The 21,129-nt window shown below is 64.5% G+C and carries 20 protein-coding genes and 1 tRNA gene; 17 read left to right on the forward strand and 4 right to left on the reverse strand.

Going from position 1 to position 21,129, the window contains the following annotated elements; all coding sequences use genetic code 11:
* Positions 1-5 precede the first annotated feature (5 nt).
* The 8 genes from gcvH (at position 6) to OEW28_RS07575 (ending at position 7,548) form a co-directional block, all read left to right on the forward strand.
* Positions 6-365 carry a glycine cleavage system protein GcvH gene (gcvH, locus tag OEW28_RS07540; protein WP_263734087.1) on the forward strand — a complete coding sequence of 120 codons (360 nt, stop codon included), beginning with the start codon at positions 6-8 and terminating at the stop codon, positions 363-365.
* A 12-nt stretch (positions 366-377) separates the two neighbouring features.
* A complete protein-coding gene (gene gcvP, locus OEW28_RS07545; RefSeq protein WP_263734088.1) occupies positions 378-3,227 on the forward strand; it encodes an aminomethyl-transferring glycine dehydrogenase in 2,850 nt (949 codons plus the stop codon).
* 189 nt (positions 3,228-3,416) lie between these two features.
* Positions 3,417-3,734 carry a DUF3775 domain-containing protein gene (locus tag OEW28_RS07550; RefSeq protein WP_263734089.1) on the forward strand — a complete coding sequence of 106 codons (318 nt, stop codon included), beginning with the start codon at positions 3,417-3,419 and terminating at the stop codon, positions 3,732-3,734.
* A 62-nt stretch (positions 3,735-3,796) separates the two neighbouring features.
* Positions 3,797-4,243: a thioredoxin TrxC gene (gene trxC / locus OEW28_RS07555; RefSeq protein ID WP_263734090.1), complete on the forward strand. Its 447-nt coding sequence runs from the start codon at positions 3,797-3,799 to the stop codon at positions 4,241-4,243.
* Positions 4,244-4,317: 74 nt separating this feature from the next.
* Positions 4,318-4,393 (forward strand) — tRNA-Ala (locus OEW28_RS07560).
* Positions 4,394-4,581: 188 nt separating this feature from the next.
* Positions 4,582-5,211 (forward strand): sulfotransferase family protein, encoded by a 630-nt coding sequence (locus OEW28_RS07565; RefSeq protein WP_263734091.1) that lies wholly within the window; start codon positions 4,582-4,584, stop codon positions 5,209-5,211.
* 410 nt (positions 5,212-5,621) lie between these two features.
* Positions 5,622-6,308, forward strand: coding sequence for a hypothetical protein (locus tag OEW28_RS07570; RefSeq protein ID WP_263734092.1), 687 nt, complete (start codon positions 5,622-5,624; stop codon positions 6,306-6,308).
* An 82-nt stretch (positions 6,309-6,390) separates the two neighbouring features.
* Positions 6,391-7,548 carry a BamA/TamA family outer membrane protein gene (locus tag OEW28_RS07575; RefSeq protein WP_263734093.1) on the forward strand — a complete coding sequence of 386 codons (1,158 nt, stop codon included), beginning with the start codon at positions 6,391-6,393 and terminating at the stop codon, positions 7,546-7,548.
* 12 nt (positions 7,549-7,560) lie between these two features.
* On the opposite strand, the gene OEW28_RS07580 is transcribed toward OEW28_RS07575, so the two are convergent.
* The 3 genes from OEW28_RS07580 to OEW28_RS07590 form a co-directional block, all read right to left on the reverse strand.
* Positions 7,561-8,529, reverse strand: a complete 969-nt coding sequence (locus OEW28_RS07580) for a formylglycine-generating enzyme family protein (protein ID WP_263734094.1) — start codon at positions 8,527-8,529, stop codon at positions 7,561-7,563.
* Between the two features lie 23 nt (positions 8,530-8,552).
* Entirely contained in the window at positions 8,553-10,037 is a 1,485-nt protein-coding gene (locus OEW28_RS07585; protein WP_263734095.1) for an arylsulfatase B, read from the reverse strand.
* A 73-nt stretch (positions 10,038-10,110) separates the two neighbouring features.
* Complete coding sequence (locus OEW28_RS07590) at positions 10,111-10,830, reverse strand: Crp/Fnr family transcriptional regulator (RefSeq protein ID WP_263734096.1); 720 nt, start codon at positions 10,828-10,830, stop codon at positions 10,111-10,113.
* Positions 10,831-11,072: 242 nt separating this feature from the next.
* On the opposite strand from OEW28_RS07590, the gene aguB reads away from it, so the two are divergent.
* Positions 11,073-11,954, forward strand: coding sequence for an N-carbamoylputrescine amidase (gene aguB, locus OEW28_RS07595; protein ID WP_263734097.1), 882 nt, complete (start codon positions 11,073-11,075; stop codon positions 11,952-11,954).
* Between the two features lies 1 nt (position 11,955).
* On the opposite strand, the gene OEW28_RS07600 is transcribed toward aguB, so the two are convergent.
* Entirely contained in the window at positions 11,956-13,080 is a 1,125-nt protein-coding gene (locus OEW28_RS07600) for a 3-hydroxyacyl-CoA dehydrogenase (RefSeq protein WP_263734098.1), read from the reverse strand.
* A gap of 128 nt (positions 13,081-13,208) precedes the next feature.
* On the opposite strand from OEW28_RS07600, the gene OEW28_RS07605 reads away from it, so the two are divergent.
* From OEW28_RS07605 to OEW28_RS07640, 8 genes are read left to right on the forward strand one after another with little or no spacing between them, the layout of a single operon-like run.
* Entirely contained in the window at positions 13,209-15,491 is a 2,283-nt protein-coding gene (locus tag OEW28_RS07605; protein ID WP_263734099.1) for a bifunctional salicylyl-CoA 5-hydroxylase/oxidoreductase, read from the forward strand.
* Complete coding sequence (locus tag OEW28_RS07610; RefSeq protein WP_263734100.1) at positions 15,488-16,228, forward strand: SDR family NAD(P)-dependent oxidoreductase; 741 nt, start codon at positions 15,488-15,490, stop codon at positions 16,226-16,228. Before OEW28_RS07605 ends, OEW28_RS07610 begins: the two co-directional genes overlap by 4 nt.
* Positions 16,225-16,656 carry a MarR family winged helix-turn-helix transcriptional regulator gene (locus OEW28_RS07615; protein WP_263734101.1) on the forward strand — a complete coding sequence of 144 codons (432 nt, stop codon included), beginning with the start codon at positions 16,225-16,227 and terminating at the stop codon, positions 16,654-16,656. The genes OEW28_RS07610 and OEW28_RS07615 overlap by 4 nt, the downstream gene beginning before the upstream one ends.
* 5 nt (positions 16,657-16,661) lie before the next feature.
* A complete protein-coding gene (locus OEW28_RS07620; RefSeq protein WP_412174781.1) occupies positions 16,662-17,465 on the forward strand; it encodes an enoyl-CoA hydratase family protein in 804 nt (267 codons plus the stop codon).
* Between the two features lie 58 nt (positions 17,466-17,523).
* Positions 17,524-18,657, forward strand: a complete 1,134-nt coding sequence (locus tag OEW28_RS07625; RefSeq protein ID WP_263734103.1) for an acyl-CoA dehydrogenase family protein — start codon at positions 17,524-17,526, stop codon at positions 18,655-18,657.
* The gene (locus OEW28_RS07630) at positions 18,654-19,070 is read left to right on the forward strand and encodes an acyl-CoA thioesterase (RefSeq protein ID WP_263734104.1); all 417 of its coding nucleotides are present in this window, start codon (positions 18,654-18,656) and stop codon (positions 19,068-19,070) included. The genes OEW28_RS07625 and OEW28_RS07630 overlap by 4 nt, the downstream gene beginning before the upstream one ends.
* Positions 19,060-19,491, forward strand: a complete 432-nt coding sequence (locus tag OEW28_RS07635) for a RidA family protein (protein WP_263734105.1) — start codon at positions 19,060-19,062, stop codon at positions 19,489-19,491. Before OEW28_RS07630 ends, OEW28_RS07635 begins: the two co-directional genes overlap by 11 nt.
* Positions 19,488-21,110: an AMP-binding protein gene (locus OEW28_RS07640; RefSeq protein WP_263734106.1), complete on the forward strand. Its 1,623-nt coding sequence runs from the start codon at positions 19,488-19,490 to the stop codon at positions 21,108-21,110. The genes OEW28_RS07635 and OEW28_RS07640 overlap by 4 nt, the downstream gene beginning before the upstream one ends.
* Positions 21,111-21,129: the final 19 nt, after the last annotated feature.

Raw genomic sequence — 21,129 nt, forward strand, 5'->3', positions numbered from 1 at the left:
CCACTATGAAATACACAGAAGATCATGAATGGCTGCGCGTCGATGGAGACGTGGTCGTGGTGGGGATCACCTCGCACGCCTCCGAGCAGCTGGGTGACGTCGTCTTCGTCGAACTGCCCGAGCCGGGAACGTCGGTGTCGACCGGCGATGAAATCGTCGTCATCGAAAGCGTCAAGGCGGCGTCCGACATCCGCGCGCCTCTGGATGGCGAGATCGTCGAGGTCAACGGCGATGTGGCGGACAATCCCGCCATGGTGAACGAGGACCCCACCGGCAAGGCGTGGTTCTTCAAGATGAAGGTGGCCGATCTCTCCGCGCTCGACGGCATGATGGATGAGGCTGCCTACAACGAGATGATCGGATAAGGACCAAGGGAAATGACCTTCACCCCCACCGACTACAGGCCCTATGACTTTGCCAACCGCCGCCACATCGGCCCTTCTCCGGCTGAGATGGAGGAGATGTTCAAGGTGCTGGGGGTGAAGGATCTGGACGAGTTGATTGACCAGACCATTCCGAAATCCCTGCGCCAGGAAGAACCGCTGGATTTCGGCAAGCCCAAGTCCGAGCGCGAGCTTCTGTGGTTCATGCGGCAGGTCGCGAAGAAGAACAAGGTCTTCACCTCGATGATCGGGCAGGGCTTCTACGGCACAGTCTGCCCGCCCGCGATCCAGCGCAACATCCTGGAAAACCCCGCCTGGTACACTGCCTACACGCCCTACCAGCCCGAGATTTCGCAGGGCCGGCTTGAGGCGCTGCTGAACTACCAGACCATGGTCTGCGACATGACCGGGCTCGAGATCGCCAATGCCTCGCTTCTGGACGAGGCGACGGCTGCCGCGGAAGCGATGACCATGGCGCAGCGCGTGGCGAAGTCCAAGGCCACGGCCTTCTTCATCGACGAGAACTGCCATCCCCAGAACATCGAGGTGATGAAAGTCCGGGCCGAACCGATGGGAATCGAGATCATCGTGGGCGACCCGGCGAAGATCGAGGCGGACAAGGTTTTCGGCGCGATCTTCCAGTATCCGGGCACCCACGGCGATCTGACCGATTTCACCCCTCATATAGAACAGCTGCATGCCGCGAACGCGGTCGGCATCGTGATCGCAGACATCATGGCGCTGACGATCCTGAAGGAACCCGGTGCGATGGGGGCGGACATCGCCGTCGGCTCGACTCAGCGGTTCGGCGTGCCGATGGGTTATGGCGGTCCCTCGGCGGCCTACATGGCCTGCAAGGACGCCCACAAGCGCCAGATGCCCGGCCGCATCGTCGGCGTTTCGATCGATGCGCAGGGCGGCAAGGCCTACCGGCTCAGCCTTCAGACGCGCGAACAGCACATCCGCCGCGAAAAGGCGACCTCGAACGTCTGCACCGCGCAGGCGTTGCTGGCCAACATGGCTTCATTCTACGCGGTCTACCACGGGCCCGAAGGACTGAAGGCCATCGGCCAGCGTATCCACCGCAAAGCGGTGCGCACCGTCGCGGGGCTGGAGAAGGCAGGCTACAAGGTCGCGCCGAAGCACTTCTTCGACACCTTCACGGTCGAGGTCGGCCCGATGCAGGGCATCATCCTGAAGGCCGCTCGGAAGGAACGCATCAACCTTCGCAAGGTCGGTGAGACCAAGGTCGGCGTCTCGGTCGATGAGACGACGCGCCCCGAAACCGTCGAGCGGCTTTGGCGCGCCTTCGGGATCGACCAGAAGGACGACCGGATTACGCCGGGCTATCGCATCCCTGACGCGCTTCTGCGCGACAGCGAATACCTGGCGCATCCGGTCTTCCACATGAACAGGGCCGAGACCGAGATGATGCGCTACATGCGCCGCCTGGCCGATCGCGACCTTGCGTTGGACCGCGCGATGATCCCGCTCGGCTCCTGCACGATGAAGCTGAACGCGGCGGCCGAGATGATGCCGATCACCTGGCCCGAGTTCGCGAACCTTCACCCCTTCGCCCCAGTGGATCAGGCGCAGGGCTACGCGGAACTGTTCCGCGACCTGTCCGACAAGCTTTGCACCATCACCGGCTACGATGCGATGAGCCTTCAGCCGAACTCGGGCGCGCAGGGCGAATACGCGGGTCTTCTGACGATCCAGGCCTATCACCGTGCGCGCGGTCAGGCGCATCGCGACGTCTGCCTCATCCCGGTGTCCGCCCACGGCACCAACCCGGCTTCGGCGCAGATGGCGGGGATGAAGGTGGTCGTGGTCAAGTCGGCCGCGAATGGCGACATCGACGTCGAGGATTTCCGCGCCAAGGCCGAAGCGGCCGGGGCCGATCTTGCCGCCTGCATGATCACCTATCCCTCGACCCACGGCGTGTTCGAGGAAACCGTGCGCGAGGTCTGCAAGATCACGCATGACCACGGCGGCCAGGTCTATATCGACGGCGCCAACATGAACGCGATGGTGGGCCTGGTGCGGCCCGGGGACCTGGGCGGCGACGTCAGCCACCTGAACCTGCACAAGACCTTCTGCATCCCGCATGGCGGCGGCGGCCCGGGCATGGGGCCGATCGGGGTCAAGGCGCATCTGGCGCCGCACCTGCCTGGCCACCCTGCGACGGGCGGGACCGAGGGGCCGGTCAGCGCCGCGCCCTGGGGGTCGGCCTCGATCCTGCCGATCAGCTGGGCCTATATCCTGATGATGGGCGGGCAGGGGCTGACGCAGGCGACCAAGGTCGCGATCCTGAACGCCAACTACATCGCCAAGCGGCTGGAGGATGCCTATCCGATCCTTTTCAGGGGCCGGGCGGGCCGGGTTGCGCATGAATGCATCCTGGACACCCGCGCCTTTGCCGACAGCGCCGGCATCACCGTGGACGACATCGCCAAGCGACTGATCGACAACGGCTTTCACGCGCCGACGATGAGCTGGCCCGTCGCCGGCACGCTGATGGTGGAACCCACGGAATCCGAAACCAAGGCCGAGCTTGACCGCTTTGTCGCCGCCATGCTTTCCATCCGCGAGGAAATCGCGGCCGTGGAGGATGGAAAGATCGACCGTGACAACAATCCGCTGAAGCATGCGCCGCACACGGTCAACGCGCTGATCGGCGAGTGGGACCGGCCCTATTCGCGCGAACAGGGCTGCTTCCCGCCGGGGGCCTTCCGGGTCGACAAGTACTGGCCGCCCGTCGGAAGGGTGGACAACGTCTATGGCGACCGTCACCTTGTCTGTATCTGCCCGCCGGTCGAAAGCTACGCCGAGGCGGCCGAATAGAGCGCCCAGGCACCCAAGGAACGGGGCATCCACTCCCGCGGGTTCCGGATCAGCGTCCGGGGCCTGCGGCAGCGACCTTGCCCCGCCATGCGTGCCGTCGGGGTCAGACCTGCCGCGATTTGATCTTGGACAAGGTGCGGGTCTGAAGGGCATGATCTGATCCAAGGCACGTTTTGGAAAGGCCGTGACATGAATGAACTTGCCCCCGCCACTGCCGTGCAGGTCATCCTGCTTGCCCGTGAGGGTGCCATCGCCGCGAAGGAGCTTCGCGAATTCATCGACGCGCTCAATACCGATGAAAAGGCCGAGCTCACGGCCGTTGCCTGGATCGGGCGCGGGTCATTCGACGTCGAGGATTTCGACGAGGCCGTGGCCACCGCCATGTCCGAGGCGACGACACCGACCTCGGACTATCTGATGGGGATGCCGCATCTCCCGGAAAATCTGGAGGCAGGGCTCGAAGCGCTTGGCATCGACGTGACGGGTGAAGAGGAAGATCTTCTCTGACCGGGACTTGCGGCGGCCCGTGGCTCACCCAATATATTCAATAAATGTTATGTGAGGGTGCGATGACTGAAAGCCTCAAACTCACCTGCGCCACCTGCGGTCAGACCAACCGCGTGCCCGCCGACAAGATCGCCGGCGGGCCCAAGTGCGGCACCTGCGGTGACCCGCTTGCCAGCGGCAAGGTTGCCGAGCTGGATCCGCCTGCGCACGACAAGATGGTGCGAGGCGACACCTTGCCGCTGCTGGTTGATTACTGGGCGCCTTGGTGTGGCCCATGCCGCATGATGGCCCCGCAGTTTGCCCAGGCCGCGATGGCCCTGAAGGGCAGGGCCCGGTTCGCCAAGATCAACACCGAGGACCACCCCCACATCTCGCAGCGCCTCGGAATCCGGGGCATTCCGCTGTTGATCCTCTATGCCAACGGGCGCGAGGTCGCGCGGCTTGCCGGTGCGCGCCCCGCCGCCGAGATCGAGGCCTTCGTCCGTCAGAAGGCGCCGGCGGCCGCCTGACGAAAAATCTCGCGCCGCCGCCGGGGGGATCGCTTGACAACCCCCGGCGCTTCGGCCAAATACGCCACCGGTGCGGGGCAGTAGCTCAGTTGGGAGAGCGCGTCGTTCGCAATGACGAGGTCAGGGGTTCGATCCCCCTCTGCTCCACCAAAACAATCCAGCCCATCTGTGCGCGAGCTCGGCCCCTCGGGTCGCCTTATGCTTCGCCGTCCTTACGTGATGCAGCCGCGAAACCCTCTTGCAAGGCGCATTGATGTTGCAGCGCTGACGGCGATTCTCTGCTATCAAGCACGCATTGATCCAACACGTTCATAGAGGCATCTTCATATGGAGCGGGCATGACGTTGCGTGTCATCGGCTCAGGGTTCGGACGCACCGGCACTATGAGTGTCAAGCGGGCGCTGGAAATGCTGGGAATTGGGAAGTGCCACCACATGGGGGAGATCTACGGCAACTTCTGGCAGGTTCCCTACTGGCAAGCCGCCTCCAGGGGGGAGAGCGTTGACTGGGAGTTTCTGTTGTCGGGCTATGGTGCCAGCATAGATTGGCCCTCAGCGCATTTCTGGCGCGAACTCTCTGTCGCGTTCCCGGATGCGCGGATCATCCACACGACCAGATCCGCGGAATCATGGTGGCAGAGTTATTCCGACACGATCATGAAGTTCATCGACGCCGGCATGGAACTGCCGGATGGGCCCATTCGCGACATGTGCGATTGGTGCGTCCAGACCATCGGCGAAAAGACCTTCGGAAGCGATTTCAGGGACCAGGAGGCCGGCCTGAAGGCCTTTGACAGGCGTCTTGCCGAGGTTCGCGAAGCGATCCCCGAAGACCGTCTTCTGGTCTTCGATGTGGCCGAGGGATGGGCGCCGCTATGCGACTTCCTTGGCGTGCCCGTGCCAAAGGTTCCCTTTCCGCGAACCAATGATCGGCGCGACTTCTGGCAGAATTTTGCAACGGCCGTCTGAGGGTCGGCGCCACCGGAACTCGGGTGACGGGGCGACGCCATGCGTGACGCGTTCAATGACGGGCCTGGCGCCAGTCCCTGCGGCCCTACGATACCGTGCAAGACTGCGCCCGGCCGCCCGGGATGCCGCGCGAGCAGGTGGCAGAGGCGAACATATTTAATCGAACCGTCCACCCATGGACACTCTGCCGCCTTTTGGCGTGCGAGCGTCACCCGGACAGGAGATGTATCGCGAAGGGCGGTAGGGTCCTGTCATTTGGCAACAAATTCGAGGGTCGGAAAATGGTGGGCAATCATCGTGACGGTCGCAAGCAATCCAGCCGCGCCGTGCCGGCGAACGGGAGACCCGCTTCCGGTTTTTGCGGGCTGGCCGCCGCATTGGCGCTGACTTGTGCAGCGTCGGGACCGGCCATGGCGGATGAAATGGCGGGCTCGGGCGGTTCTGGGCTCGAATATTCGGGAACGTTCTATCTCTGGGGATCCAGTCTGAAAGGCACCCAGTCCATCCTCGGCCTGCCTGAGGCCGATGTGGACCTGCGCTTCGGGGACATCCTTGACAACGTGGACATGGCGGCGGCCGGGATATTCGAGGTCCAGGGCAACCGCATGGGCTTTCTGGGCGAGTTCAACTACGTCAGCCTGGGCGCCACCGCGACCGCGCAGGGCGGCGTTCTTCAGGGCAGCATGGATTCAAAGGCGTTCTTCGCGCTGGCGGCGGCCACCTGGCGGGTCGCGGAGTCGGACCATCACAATGTCGACCTTGTCGGCGGCCTCAAGTACTTCCGCTTCGACAACGAACTGAGCCTCTCGCCCGGCCCGCTTGCGGCCGCGGACACCGAAAGCTGGACCGACGCGACGGTCGGTGTGAAGGCCTCGTTCGACGTGGCGCCGAAGTGGACGCTGAAGACCTGGGCGCTTGTCGGCGCTGGCGGTTCGGACCTGAGCTGGGATGCGCTTGCCGCGTTCGATTACCGGTTCAGCGACAACTGGTCGGCAGCTTTCGGTTTCAGGGCGATGGGCGTGGATTACTCCTCGGACGGTTTTTCGTACGACATGCGGCAATATGGTCCGATTGTCGGCATGACGCGCCGGTTCTGACCCCTGCCTGCAGCCGGGCCTGCCGGCCCGGCGCATCGTTTGACGGGGCGGCCCCTGCAGGCGGTCCCGCAGGAGGCGCGCAATGAGAACCCCACTTGCACATCGCTGGCGAACCGGTCTGGAAAGGGTCTGCCGCGGGGTTCTTTTCGCGTCCGTCGCAATCGCAGGAGGCGTATCCAGCGCCGCTGCCGAGGACGAGGTGTCGACCCTGCTGGCCGACAACATGACCAAAGCCGAGGACGCGAAGTTCGGATTCGGCAGCGGGTCGATAATCGTCGCGCCGATCCCGCTGAAAAGCCCGGCCTTGGGGAATGGCTTGATCCTTACGGGCGGCTACCTGTTCAAGCTGGATGAAGGATCGGACACGTCGTTCATTGGCGCCGCCAGGATGAAGACGTCGAACGGCAGCATCGGCACCGGTGCCGCAGCCAACCTCAGCTTCGACGATGCGCGCTGGAGCATTCAGGCGTTGCTTGGAAAGGCCAAGGTCAACTATTCGATCTACGGCATCGGCAGCGTTCGCTTCGACCCGGTGCCCCTGTCGCAGGAGGGGGACTTCGCCAGGCTCGGTTTCGGCTACGGCCTCACCGACAGCTTGTCGCTGGGCATCGACGCGCAGTACCTTGATACGACCATCCGCTCTGCCGAGGCGGGCGGCGTTCAGTTCCCGAACCTGCCCGGCCTTGACGTCGGGGTGCGGCAGGTCGTGCTGGGACCAGAGATCACTTTCGACACGCGTGACGACACGATCTATCCGACCGGGGGCTTCTACGGTTCGTTCCTGGTGCAGCGTGGGATCGGGATCGGCGACTTCGACAACGCCTTCACCAAAGGCACGGCCTTTGCCAGAACCTACATGCCGGTCGCCGAAAACGGTGTCCTGGCGCTTGGCGCCACCGCGTGTCGCGCTTCGCGCGAGGCGCCTTTCTTCAACATGTGCAGCGTCGGACTGACGGACGGATTGCGCGGCTTCGCGGCTGGGCAATACATCGACAATGCCCTGCTTTCTGCCCAGGCAGAGTTCCGCTACCGTCTTGGCAGCCGCTGGGGCGCTACCGTCTTCGCTGGCGCTTCGATGGTCGGGGCGAATTTCTCGGACATGGGCGCGCCGCTGTACGCAGGCGGGCTGGGGTTCCGCTTCCGCCTGTCAAAGGACTTCCCGCTGGATTTCAGCGTGGACCAGACCCTCAACAGCGAGGGCGACTCCTTCACCTACGTCTATATCGGCCAATCGTTCTGACGTTCGGCGGGGTCAGCCCCGCAGCACGCACCGGAACCCGATATGCGTGGTCGCGGTGTCGATCGCCTCGGGCTGGCGGGCTGCCGGCCGGTAGCGTCGGCAATAGCTTGGCGCGCAAAGATGGGATCCGCCCTTCAGCACCTTGCGCGGAACCCGTGCGGGATCCGCCGAGTCGACGCTGCCATCCCTGTCCAGAGAGCGCGGGTTTTGCGGTGCGCAACACGGCTTCGCCGCGTCCGAGGCATGTCGCGCGATGTACCAATCCTCGGTCCATTCCCAGACGTTGCCGATCATGTCGAACAGCCCGTATCCGTTCGGCGGGAAGGCCCTGACCGGGGATGTGCGGGTGTATCCGTCCTCGGCCAGGTTTTCGTTGGGGAACGCGCCCTGCCAGGTGTTGGCCATGTGTCGCCCACCCGGTGTCAGTTCGTCGCCCCAGGCGTAATCCGCGCCCTCGAGCCCGCCACGCGCGGCGAATTCCCACTCCGCCTCGGTCGGAAGCGACTTGCCCGCCCATTCGGCGTAGGCCGCGGCATCGGCGACGGTGACTTGCACGACCGGGTGATCGCCCAAGCCCTCGATCGAGGAGTCCGGGCCGTAGGGGTGCCGCCAGTTGGCGCCCACGACGTAGCGCCACCAGGGCAGGGGCGTGCCCAGGGGAACCGGTGCACCCGGCGGCACGAATGCCGCCGAGCCTGGTTTGAGGAATTCCGGCAGCGCGCCCGGATAATCCTCCGGGCGCGGTGCGATTTCAGCCTGCGTCACATATCCGGTCGCGGCGACGAACCGGGCGAACTGGTCGTTCGTGACGGGTGTTTCGTCAATCGCGAACGGATCGACCCTGACCATGTGCGCAGGCGCTTCCTCGGGGTAATGATGATCCGAGCCCATGCGAAACAGGCCGCCGGACAGTCGCACCATTCCGTCGGGTGGATTGGACCCGGCTGGGCGAATAGAGGTGACATTGGCCTGGGTTCGCATGGTATTCTCGTATCCTTGGCGGCTTACTCGCCGAGCTGGTTGAACATCGACGACGGATCGGCCGAGACCGGCGGCGCCCCGAAGGTCAGCTTGATCGCTTCCATCATCAGAAGCGGCGGCGCCATTTCCTTGGCGATCTCGATCACTTCCGCCTTCAACCCATCGACGACCTCGGGTTTCTGTTCGGCGATGTTCGTCGTCTCGCCCGGGTCGGCGGCAAGATCGTAGAGTTCGACCATACCGGGCAATGCGGCGGTCCAGCGCAGCTTCATGTCGCCCTCCCGGATCGTCCCGTTCGTCGGATCGACGTTGTAGACCATGCTCGTGCGCGGGGACGGCTGGCCTTCGCTTACAGTCGCCCAGACATCCATCCCGTCAAGCGGCTTGCTCTTTTCAAGCGAGGCGCCTGCCAGGCTGGCGAGGGTCGGCAGCATGTCGACGACATGCATCATGCCAGTGACCTCGCCCGCCTGCACCTTGCCCGGCCAGTTCATCAGCGCGCAGACTCGGGTGCCGCCCTCGTAGGTTGTGCCCTTGCCGTCACGATAGGGGCTGTTGTCGGCGGGCAGGTTGTTGCCCACCTTGGATTCGCCTGCGAACATGGCCGAGCGCACGCCGCCGTTGTCGCTTTGGAATACGATCAAGGTGTTTTCCCGCATTCCCTTCGCCTCAAGCGCGGCCACGACACGGCCGATCTCGTCGTCCATCACGCCGATCATCGCGGCGTAGTAGCGGCGCTGCTCATCCTCGATATGGGCGTATTTCGCCACGTATTCTTCGGGCGCCTGGAACGGCGAGTGCGGCGCGGTGAAGGCAAGGTACAGGAACAGCGGCGTCGCGGTGTCATGGCCTTCGATGACGCGGGCGGCTTCCTGTCCGAACAGCGTGTTGTCGAAGCCTTCTTCCTCAAGCAATTCGTTGTCGCGGTACCAGTCGAGCACGCCATGGGCCCCGTGTTCGAAATGGTCGATCTCACCCACCAGGGCGCCGTAGAAGGAATCGAAGCCACGCTGGCGCGGCCAGAAATTCACGTCCGCATGGCCCAGGTGCCACTTGCCGACCATGGCGGTACGATAACCGGCATCCTTCAGTGCCTCGGGCAGAAGGTATTCGTCGGCCGGAAGCCCGTAGGAGCCGCCGGACGGGATCACGCCAAGCTGGAAGCCGTAGCGCAGAGGATAGCGTCCCGTCATCAGCGCGGCGCGCGTCGGCGTGCACATCGGCTGGGCATAGAACTGCTCAAGCCGCGCACCTTCGGCCGCAAGCTTGTCGATGTTCGGGGTCATGATGTCCGACCCGTTATAGCCGACGTCCGCATAGCCCTGATCGTCCGAAATGATGTAGACGATGTTCGGCGGTGTCGCGCCGGCGGCAGCCGCACGCTGCGCGATCCCGATTGCCGCGGCGGCCGTGATCGCGGTGCCTCCGGCGACGAACTGGCGGCGGCTGATTCCGGCGCCTGCGCAGTGCCCATTTGGCATATCTGAAGTATTGATTTTGTTGTCCATTTCGAGATTTCTCCCTCTCTTTGTATTTTCGGTTACGGCGCGTTCTCGGCTCCCTGGATCGTGAGCGCGCCGTTCAGTCAAAGTCGCGCAGGCGCTGCTCCAGCGCGGCGGGGTTCAGAACCGTGATCGAGCCGTAGCCGGACTCGATCACCCCCTGCTGCCGCAGCTTTGCCAGCAGGCTGGCAAGCAGCGACCGCGACACGTTGCAAAGCTCGGCAAGTTCGGTCTGGCTTATGTCGATGGTCACCTCGACGTTTTCGATGCCGCTGTTGATGGCCGGGCCGCCCCAATGCGGGGTCAGCATCCGGCAAAGCGATGCAATCACCCGCGCCTCGGGGTCCCGGATGCACAGGTCTTCGCGCAGCGACAGCGCGCCGACCATGTGGAAGAAGGTCAGCAACCCCACCCAACGCCAGGCGTCCGGCTGTTCGGCTGCGATCGTCAAGAAGGCCCGGCCGGGCAGGTGCGCCATCTGCGTTTCCCGCGTCGTGCGCAGGCCGATCGTGCGCGGTTCCCGCGCCAGAAGGCTACCTTCGCCGGTCCAGAACCCCGTCGAAGCAAAGACGCCCGCGCGCGGCCCGTCCTTGCCCTGCGTCAGAACCACATGCACCCCGCCGTCGATGATCCCCCAAAGGCCATCACCAGCATCGCCGGGGCGGTAGATCCATTTGCCCTTTTCAAACGTGTAGTAGTTGGCGCGTGTCAGCACCGCGTCCTGGAACTCGGGCGACGTGGCGGCCAACCAGCCGCACTGGCGAAGAAGAGCAAATCCAACCTTGCGATCCATCGTCATCCTGTCTCCCTTTGCCGTGTGTATGCGCTTTGTGGCGCTGAATTATCCACTGGTGAACAATGTTTGAAAATTCTGCGCGCGTTAATGCGCTGCGCATAGACCGAACCGATCCGCGCCAAGTCGCGCGGGCGCTTCGGTCGCGTGGCGGGCGAGAAGGGGAACGGGGCCGCCTATCCCTTTGGGGGAATATGGCGTGCCGTCTTGCCCTGCTATGTCTCATTCCAGCGACGACGGAGGGCAATATGACCGTAGTGACGCTTGCCGCGACCCAGATGGCCTGCAGCTGGGATGCCGACGAAACGCTCGACCGGGCAGAGGCCTTGGTGATGCGGGCGGCAGATGCGGGCGCGCAGATCATCCTGCTGCAGGAGCTTTTCCAGGCGCCTTATTTCTGCCTTGAGATCGCAGAGCGTCACCTGGACCTTGCGCGGACGCTGAGCGAAGATCGCGGCGTCGCGCATTTCCGCGATCTGGCGCGCCGCCTGGGCGTCGTTCTCCCGATCTCGTTCTTCGAGCGCGCGGGTCTTGCGCATTACAACACGCTCGCGATGATCGACGCGGATGGCGAAATCCTGGGCACCTACCGCAAGACCCATATCCCGCAAAGCGCCGGCTACGAAGAGAAATTCTACTTCACGCCGGGCGATACCGGATTCAAGGTCTTCCAGACGCGCTTTGCCCGTGTCGGCTGCGGCATCTGCTGGGACCAGTGGTTCCCCGAAACGGCACGCTCGCTCGCGCTGCTGGGGGCCGAGGTGTTCTTGTTTCCGACCGCGATCGGATCGGAGCCGCATTTTCCGGAACTTGACAGCGCGGCGCACTGGCAGCGCGTGATGCAGGGCCATGCGGCGGCGAACATCATGCCCCTGGTCGCTTCGAACCGCATCGGGACCGAAAGGGACGGGCAGACATCCGTGACGTTCTACGGATCCTCGTTCATCGCGGACCAGACCGGGGCCAAGGTGTCCGAGGCAGGGCGCGATCAAGAGGCGGTGATCACCGCAACCTTCGATCTGGCAGCGATCGAACGTCAACGGAGGTTCTGGGGCGTGTTCCGCGACCGCAGGCCCGACATGTATGGGGCCATCGCCACCATTGACGGGGTGAGCCGGGTGGTGGGTTAGCCTATCCGCCGGTCACTATCGGCGCGGGCCGATAACGCCCCGCCAGATGCGCCGGCGCCGCCGTTTCAAGGGCGGCAAGCGTTTCCAACACGCTGTCCCGCCCGTGTCGTTGCAGGGCGGCGAAGGGGCCGTAGGGGAAGTTCAGCCCCAGCCGCATCGCGGTGTCTATGCCGTCGGGTGTCACGCCACCTTCCGCGAACAGCCAGCCCGCCTCGTTGATCAGCGTGGACTCGATCCGCTTGACGATGGCCTGGGCGTCGGCGGGAGGGGCGCCCGGCGCATCCGGAAACAGGAAGCCGCGCCCCGCCTTGCGCCCAAGCGCGCCCGATTGCACCTGCCGTATGAGAGAGTCGAAGACATGGTAGCGTGGATGGCCATCCATCGCGGTCCACATGCCGCGCGTCGCGGCAAGGTTCACATCAGCACCGACAAGGTCGATCAGCGAAAACGGGCCAAGCCGGTAGCCCGCTGCAAGCATCGCGGCATCGATATCGGCAGGGCTTCGTCCTTCTTCCTGAAGTGCCAGGGCCTCGCCGTAATAGGGGCGGGCGCAGCGGTTGACGATGAACCCCGGTCTGTCCGGGCAGTCGATCACGGTCTTGCCGGCCGCTTCGGTTAATCTTCGGGCAAGCGCGATGGCGTCCCCGTCCGTATCGGCATGACCGGCCAGCTCGACAAGCTTCATGGCGGGGGCGGGGTTGAAGAAGTGAAGGGCAAGAAGCCTCCCGGGACGCGTCAAGCCCTGCGCGACTCCGCCGACCGGAAGCGAAGAGGTGTTGGTCGCCAGAACCGCTTCGGGCGAAAGCGCGGGTTCGATCTGCGCGAAAAGGGCGCGCTTGGCTACCATGTCCTCGATGATGGCTTCGATCACGAGCGATGACCCCGTCAGGTCCTCGGGCGCGGCTACGATCGTCAGGCGCGACAGGGTATCATCGCGCGCCTGGGACGACAGCTTGCCCGCCTCGACCCGTTTACCCAAGGCGCTGGCCATTCGGTCGCGGGCGTTTTCGCGTGCCAAAGCCTGAGCGTCCGTCGCGACAACGCTGAAGCCCGCCGACGCGAAGACCTGTGCGATCCCAAGTCCCATTGTGCCAAGCCCGGCGATGCCGATCCGAGGTTTCGTCATGATTGCCCCTGGCGGATACCCGAATCCATGATGCCGCCCGCCGCCAAAACTTCAAGCTAGAAATTTCAAGCTTGAAATTAATTTGCGCCAATGCCAGTCTGATCCGCGTCTGAGGAGGGAGGCGGCAGATGAAGGTCCTGTGTCTAGGGGGAGGGCCGGCGGGTCTGTACTTCGCGATCTCGATGAAGCTTCGCGACGCCTCGCACCAAGTGACCGTGCTGGAGCGCAACCGCGCGAACGACACGTTCGGCTGGGGCGTCGTGCTGTCGGATGATGCGCTTGGCCGCATGCAAGGGAACGACCCGCAGTCGACCGACGCGATCCGCAGCCACTTCGCCTATTGGGACGACATCGCCGTCATCCACGATAGTCACCGCACCGTTTCGGGCGGGCATGGTTTCGCGGGGATCGGGCGCAAGCAGATGCTGATCCTGCTGCAGGAGCGGGCCCGCGAACTGGGCGTCGAGATGCGGTTCGAGACCGAATTCGACAGCGCCGAGAGCTATCGGAAGGACTACGATCTGGTTGTCGGCTGCGATGGCATCAACTCGAGGGTGCGCAAGGAATACGAAGATGTGTTCCGCCCCGATATCGACCTGCGCCGCTGCAAGTTCGTCTGGCTTGGCACGCATCAGAAATTCGATGACGCCTTCACCTTCATCTTCGAAAAAACACGGCACGGCTGGGTCTGGGCCCACGTATACCAATTCGACGCCGACACGGCGACCTTCATCGTCGAATGCCTGCCCGAGACCTGGGATCGCTGGGGATTCGAGCATATGTCCAAGGAAGAGACGGTCGAAACCTGTCGCAAGATCTTCGAACGCCACCTGGGCGGGCACGCGCTCATGTCGAATGCGGCTCATCTGCGCGGCTCGGCTGTGTGGATGCAGTTTCCGCGCGTGATCTGCGAACGATGGTACAACGGAAATGTCGTCCTGATGGGGGATGCGGCGGCGACCGGCCATTTCTCCATCGGGTCGGGTTCACGCCTTGCCTTCGACAGTGCAATCGCCCTTGCCGACTATCTGCATGCGGAACCGACCCTGCAGGCGGCCTTCGAACGCTATCAGGAAGAGCGGCGGACCGAGGTGCTGCGCCTGCAGTCTGCGGCGCGCAACAGCCTTGAGTGGTTCGAGGAGGTAGAGCGCTACCTGGACATGCCGCCCCTGCAGTTCGCCTATTCGCTGTTGACCCGGTCGCAGCGCATCAGCCACGAAAACCTGCGCCTTCGCGATCCGGCATGGCTGCGCGGGGCAGAGGACTGGTTTCAGGAACAGGCGGGGGGGCAGCCCGGCCGGGCACCCATGTTCGCGCCCTTCCGCCTGCGCGACATGAAGCTCAAGAACCGTGTCGTCGTATCGCCCATGGCCCAATACCGAGCCATGGATGGCTGCCCGACGGATTGGCATTTCGTCCACTACGCCGAACGCGCCAAGGGCGGCGCAGGGCTTGTCTGCGTCGAGATGACCTGCGTCAGTCCCGAGGGTCGGATCACCCCTGGCTGCACCGGCCTCTACGCGCCCGAACATGAGACCGCATGGAAGCGGCTGACCGGTTTCATCCATGCCGAGACGACGGCGAAAGTCTGCTGCCAGATCGGGCACGCGGGGCGCAAGGCCTCGGTCCAGGTCCCGTGGGAGGACGACGAGATGCCCCTGGCCGACGGGTGGGAGACGATCGGCCCCTCGGCGATTGCCTGGTCGCCCCTTCATCCAGTGCCGCGGGAAATGACGCCCGATGACATGGCGCGGGTGCGCGACGAATTCGTCCGTGCGACCCGGATGGCGGACCGGGCCGGTTTCGACATGATCGAACTGCACGCGGCGCACGGCTACCTGCTCTCCAGCTTCATCAGCCCGACGTCGAACCGGCGCACGGACGACTATGGCGGCAGCCTTGAAAACCGGATGCGCTGGCCGCTGGAGGTGTTTGGCGCGATGCGCGCCGCGTGGGGCGAGGACAGGCCGATGTCGGTGCGCATCTCTGCCAATGATTGGGTCGGCAATCACGGCGTGACCCCGGAGGAGGCGGTGAGCATCGCGCGGATGTTCGCGGATGCCGGGGCCGATATCATCGACGTCAGCGCCGGCCAGACCTCGACCGAGGCGAAGCCGGTCTATGGCCGCATGTTCCAGACCCCGTTTTCCGATCGCATCCGGAACGAGGCGGGACTGGCGACCATGGCGGTCGGCAACATCACCGAGGTTGATCACGTAAACTCGATCCTCCTGGCGGGGCGGGCCGACCTGGTTTGCCTGGCGCGTCCGCATCTGGCAGATCCTTACTGGACTCTGCACGCCGCAGTCGAACTGGGCGACGAGGCCGAGCAATGGCCGACGCCCTATCATCGCGGGCGCGATCAGGCGCGGCGGCTTCACGAAAAGGCGGTGGAGGTGATCAGGGCATGACGTTGGAAGGAAAGAGGGTTCTGATCACCGGGGGCGGCTCTGGCGCGGGCGCCGATCTCGCGCTTGGCTTCGCCCGCGCAGGTGCCGAGGTCGTGATCACTGGCCGCCGGGCCGAGGCGCTGCAGACCGCCGCCGCCCAGCATGAGGCGATCCGCTGGGTCCAAAGCGATGTTACCAGTGAAAACGCGGTTCGTGCGATGTTTGCCGAGGCCGGCGCCTGCCAGATCGTGATCGCGAACGCGGGGGCCGCGGATAGCGGCGTGATGACAAGGACCACGCTTGCGCAGTGGAACGCCATGATCGCGGTAAACCTGACGGGCGCGTTCCTGACGCTGCGCGAGGGGCTTCGGCAGATGGACGGATGGGGCCGGCTCATCGCGATCGCGTCTACAGCCGGGTTGAAGGGATACGCGAAGGTCGTGCCATATGCTGCTGCAAAACATGGAGTAATCGGGATTGTCAGATCGCTCGCGCTGGAAATCGCGCGCAGTCCGGTAACGGTGAACGCGATCTGTCCGGGCTTTCTGGACACACCGATGACCGACCACTCGGTCGAGGTCATCGCCGCCAAGACGGGCCGTAGCCAGGCCGAGGCGCGCGCAGCGCTTGCGGCGATGAACCCTCAGAACCGATTGATCCAGCCCGCCGAGGTCACGGCCTGCGCGCTGTGGTTGTGCGCTCCGGGATCGGAAGGGGTGAACGGCCAGGCGCTGGCGATCGACGGAGGGGAGGCATGAGCGATCTGTCCAAGCGCCGCCTCAAACTCTGGATCCGGATGCTGGGTGTCACGCGCACGGCCGAGAACAGGCTGCGGGAGTTCCTGCGCGTCCAGCATGGCACGACGCTGCCCCGCTTCGACGTGATGGCCGCGCTCTATCGTCGCCGCGAGGGCGTGACGATGAGCGAACTGTCCCGAATGCTTCTGGTGTCGAACGGGAACGCGACGGCCGTGGTCGACCGGCTGGAGGCGGAAGCGTTGGTCAAGCGATCTCCCTCAGAAACCGATCGGCGCACGGTCTTCGTGACGCTGACCGAAGCCGGGCTTGCCGTTTTTGAGGTCCTTGCCGCCGACCATGAGCAAGAGGTTGATGCGATCTTCGCGAACCTGTCCGAGGGCGATATCGACCAGCTGACCGAAGTGCTGAAAAGGTTTGGAAAGCAATGAGATCCATGGCAAGCCTAAACCCGGTTCATTTCCTGTGGGAGGTCAAGAACCGGATCGCCGTCATCCGTCTGGACCGGCCTGAGCGCAAGAATCCCCTGACCTTCGAAAGCTACGCCGAACTGCGCGACACATTTCGGGCGCTACCCTATGCGGACGATGTCGACGTTGTTGTCCTTGCGCCGAATGGCGGCAACTTCTGTTCCGGCGGGGATGTCCACGAGATCATCGGCCCTCTTGTCGGGATGGAGATGAAGGAGCTTCTTGCCTTTACGAGGATGACCGGCGACCTGGTGAAGGCGATGCTGAACTGCACCAAGCCGATCATCGCCGCCGTCGACGGTGTCGCGGTGGGGGCCGGTGCGATCCTTGCCATGGCGTCAGACCTGCGGGTCGCCACGCCCGAGGCCAAATGCGCCTTCCTGTTCACCCGGGTGGGGCTTGCAGGCTGCGACATGGGCGCCTGCGCCATGCTGCCCCGGATCATCGGGCAAGGGCGGGCGGCCGAACTTTTGTACACCGGCCGCAGCATGAGCGCGCAGGAAGGCTTGGACTGGGGCTTCTGGAATGCGATCCATCCGGCGGAAAGTCTTGAGGCCGAAGCAAGGACCCTGGCTGGGCGGATCGCGTCGGGTCCGACCTTCGCGCACGGCATGACGAAGACTCAGCTGAACCACGAGTGGAACATGGGGCTTGAGCAGGCCATCGAGGCCGAGGCGCAAGCGCAGGCGATCTGCATGCAGACGCGGGATTTCGAACGTGCCTACCGGGCCTTCGTCCAGAAGGAAAAGCCGGCATTCGAAGGGAACTGAGGGCAAGCCCGGGGGCGCCGCCCCCGGACCCCCGGGATACTTGGGAAAAGAAGAAGGGATGAGCGACAGAAGCTTCCTGGACTGGCCGTTCTTCGAAGCGCGTCACCGCGACCTGGCGGCGCGGCTGGAGGACTGGTGCCGCGGCCACCTGCCGGTCAATCACGACGATGTCGATGCCGCCTGCCGGGGGCTGGTGGCATCGCTGGGCGCATCCGGCTGGCTGGTTGCGACGGGTGCGGGCGAGGGCGAGCGGCTGGACATCCGCACGCTGTGCCTTATCCGGGAGACGCTGGCGCGCCATGACGGCCTGGCCGATTTCTGCTTTGCGATGCAGGGGCTGGGCATGGGCGCGGTCAGTCTGTTCGGCTCGGAGCCGCAGCGCGCGTGGTTGGCGCGAACCCGTTCGGGCGACGCGATCGCGGGGTTCGCATTGACCGAGCCTGACGCGGGGTCGGACGTCGCGCAGACAGCGACTGCGGCGCGGCGTGACGGCGCGGACTGGGTTCTGTCGGGGGAAAAGACCTACATCTCGAACGGCGGGATCGCCGATGTCTATGTCGTGATCGCGCGCACCGGGGAAGGTGAGGGGGCCAGGGGGCTGTCTGCCTTCCTGATGCCGGCCGACGCGACCGGCCTGCACATCGACGGTCGCATCGATGTCATGGCGCCGCATCCGCTGGCGCGGTTGAGGTTTGAGGAGGTGCGCTTGCCCGCGAGCGCGTTGATCGGTGAAGCCGGGCAAGGCTTCAAGGTTGCGATGACGGTGCTGGACCATTTCCGTCCGACCGTCGGTGCGGCTGCACTTGGTTTTGCGCGCCGCGCGCTGGATGAGGCGATGGCGCGCGTGGCGCGGCTGCGCCCGGGCGGGGGGCGGCTGGCGGACCACCAGATCGTGCAGGGGCATCTGGCCGACATGGCGGTCCGGATCGATGCTGCGGCGCTGCTGGTCTATCGTGCGGCCTGGGCCAAGGATCAGGGCGCCCCGCGCATCAGCCGCGAGGCGGCGATGGCGAAGCTTTACGCCACCGAGGCGGCGCAGCAGGTCATCGACACGGCGGTGCAGCTTCACGGAGGCGACGGCGTGCGGCAGGGGTCGGTGGTCGAGAGCCTATACCGGGAAATCCGGGCGCTGAGGATCTACGAGGGGGCCTCGGACGTTCAGCGCCTGATCATCGCGAGGGCGCTTGGATGATCTATCGCCGGTCGATCCGCGTCGAGTTCAATCATTGCGATCCGGCGGGGATCGTCTTCTATCCCAGGTACTTCGAGATGACGAACTCGGTCTGCGAAGGCTTTTTCCGCGACGTCGCGCGGTATTCCTTTGCCGCGATGATGGCCGCGGGCGAGGGGGCGCCGACCGCGCGCATGCAGGCCGACTTCCACGCGCCCAGCCGGCTGGAGGACATGCTGGACTGGCGCTTGTCGGTCGAGAAACTGGGGCGCAGCTCTATCGGTTTCAGGATCGAGGCACATTGCGGGTCGAGCCACCGCATGACCGCCCTGCCGACGCTTGTCCTTGTCGATGAGGCCGGACGTCCGCAGCCTTGGCCGACGCATCTGCGCGACCGCATAACCGCCTTCATGGAGGAACCTGATGAGCCATGACATGCTGCATCCGAAGGGGTGGAAGCCCGCGATCGGTTATTCGAACGGCGTCGCTGCCGAGGGCAGGATGGTCTTTACAGGCGGCATGGTTGGCTGGAACGGCGACTGCGTCTTTGAGAGCGAAGATTTCGCCGAACAGACGGCGCAGGCGTTGCGAAACGTCGTGGAGGTGCTGGCTTGTGCCGGGGCGCGGCCCGAGCATCTTGTGCGGCTGACGTGGTACGTTACCGACAAGCGGGAGTATCTGGGCAATCTCAAGAAGGTGGGGGCCTTCTACAAGCAGATCATCGGCCGCCACTACCCTGCGATGGCGCTGGTTCAGGTCGTCGCCCTCGTCGAGGACCGCGCCAAGGTCGAGATCGAGGCGACGGCGGTCATTCCGCAGGGTGGCGACGCACGGCTTGGGGGGGATCGGACATGATCGGACCAACGGGACACGAAGACAGGTTCACGCGGGATAACCTGCCACCGGCCGCGCTTTGGCCCGAGATCCGGCTTGACGGTTTTGATTACCCGGACTGGCTGAACGCCGGGGTCGAACTGTGCGACCGGATGGTCGAAAAGGGATATGGCGACCACACGGCGCTGATCGGCAACGGACGCTTGCGCACCTACAAGGAACTTGCGGACTGGTCGAACCGGATCGCTCATGCATTGGTTGAGGATTGTGGACTAAGGCCAGGAAATCGTGTGCTTATAAGGTCCGCGAATAATCCCGCCATGGTCGCGTGCTGGCTGGCTGCGACCAAGGCTGGCGCGGTTGTCGTCAACACCATGCCAATGCTTCGTTCCGGCGAGCTTTCGAAGATCGTGGACAAGGCCGAAGTCGCTTTGGCGCTGTGCGATACGCGCCTGATGGACGAGATGATCAGCTGCGCCAAGGGGTCACGCTTCCTGAAGAAGGTCGTGGGCTTTGACGGCACGGCGAACCACGATGCCGAGCTGGACCGCATCGCGCTTGGAAAGCCGGTGCGTTTCGACGCCGCGAAGACGGGCCGTGACGACGTGGCGCTTCTGGGCTTCACCAGCGGCACGACGGGTGAGCCCAAGGCCACCATGCATTTCCACCGCGACCTTTTGATCATCGCCGACGGCTACGCGAAGGAGGTACTTGAGGTCACGCCAGAGGACGTCTTCGTGGGTTCGCCGCCGCTTGCCTTCACCTTCGGCCTGGGGGGGCTTGCCGTCTTTCCCCTGCGCTTCGGTGCGGCTGCGGCGCTGCTGGAACAGGCTACGCCGGCGAACCTCATATCGATCATCGAGGAACACAGGGCCACGATTTGCTTCACTGCGCCAACGGCTTACCGGGTGATGTTGAAAGCGATGGACGAGGGTGCCGACCTGTCCTCGCTTCGTGCAGCCGTCAGCGCGGGAGAGACGCTTCCGGCGCCGGTTTACGAGGAATGGATCGCCAAGACTGGCAAGCCGATGCTGGACGGGATCGGCGCCACCGAGATGCTGCACATCTTCGTCACCAACCGCTTCGACGACCACCGTCCGGCCTGCACCGGGCGCCCCGTGAAAGGATACGAGGCACGGGTTGTCGATGCCGACGGCCATGAGGTTCCGCGCGGCTCTCCCGGCAGGCTGGCGGTGAAGGGACCAACGGGGTGCCGGTATCTGTCCGACGAACGCCAGAAAACCTACGTTCAGAACGGCTGGAACATCACGGGCGACACGTTCATTCAGACCGAGGACGGCTACTTCCACTTTGCCGCGCGCAACGACGACATGATCATCTCGTCTGGCTACAACATCGCGGGCCCCGAGGTGGAGGCCGCACTTCTGGCGCATGACGACGTGCTGGAATGCGCTGTCGTGGGGGCTCCGGATGATGAGCGGGGCCAGGTCGTCGAGGCGCATGTCGTCCTGATGGAGGGTGTGCCGCCGGACGATGCGACGATCCTGAGGCTTCAGGAACATGTCAAGCGGATGATCGCGCCCTACAAGTATCCGCGCCGAATCGTCTTTACCGGAGCGCTGCCGAAAACCCAGACGGGCAAGATCCAGCGGTTCCGGCTGCGCGGCCGCGACGGCTGAGCTGCACGCGACGTGAAAT

This window comes from Albidovulum marisflavi, assembly GCF_025751435.1.
GTDB classification, from domain to species: domain Bacteria; phylum Pseudomonadota; class Alphaproteobacteria; order Rhodobacterales; family Rhodobacteraceae; genus Albidovulum; species Albidovulum marisflavi.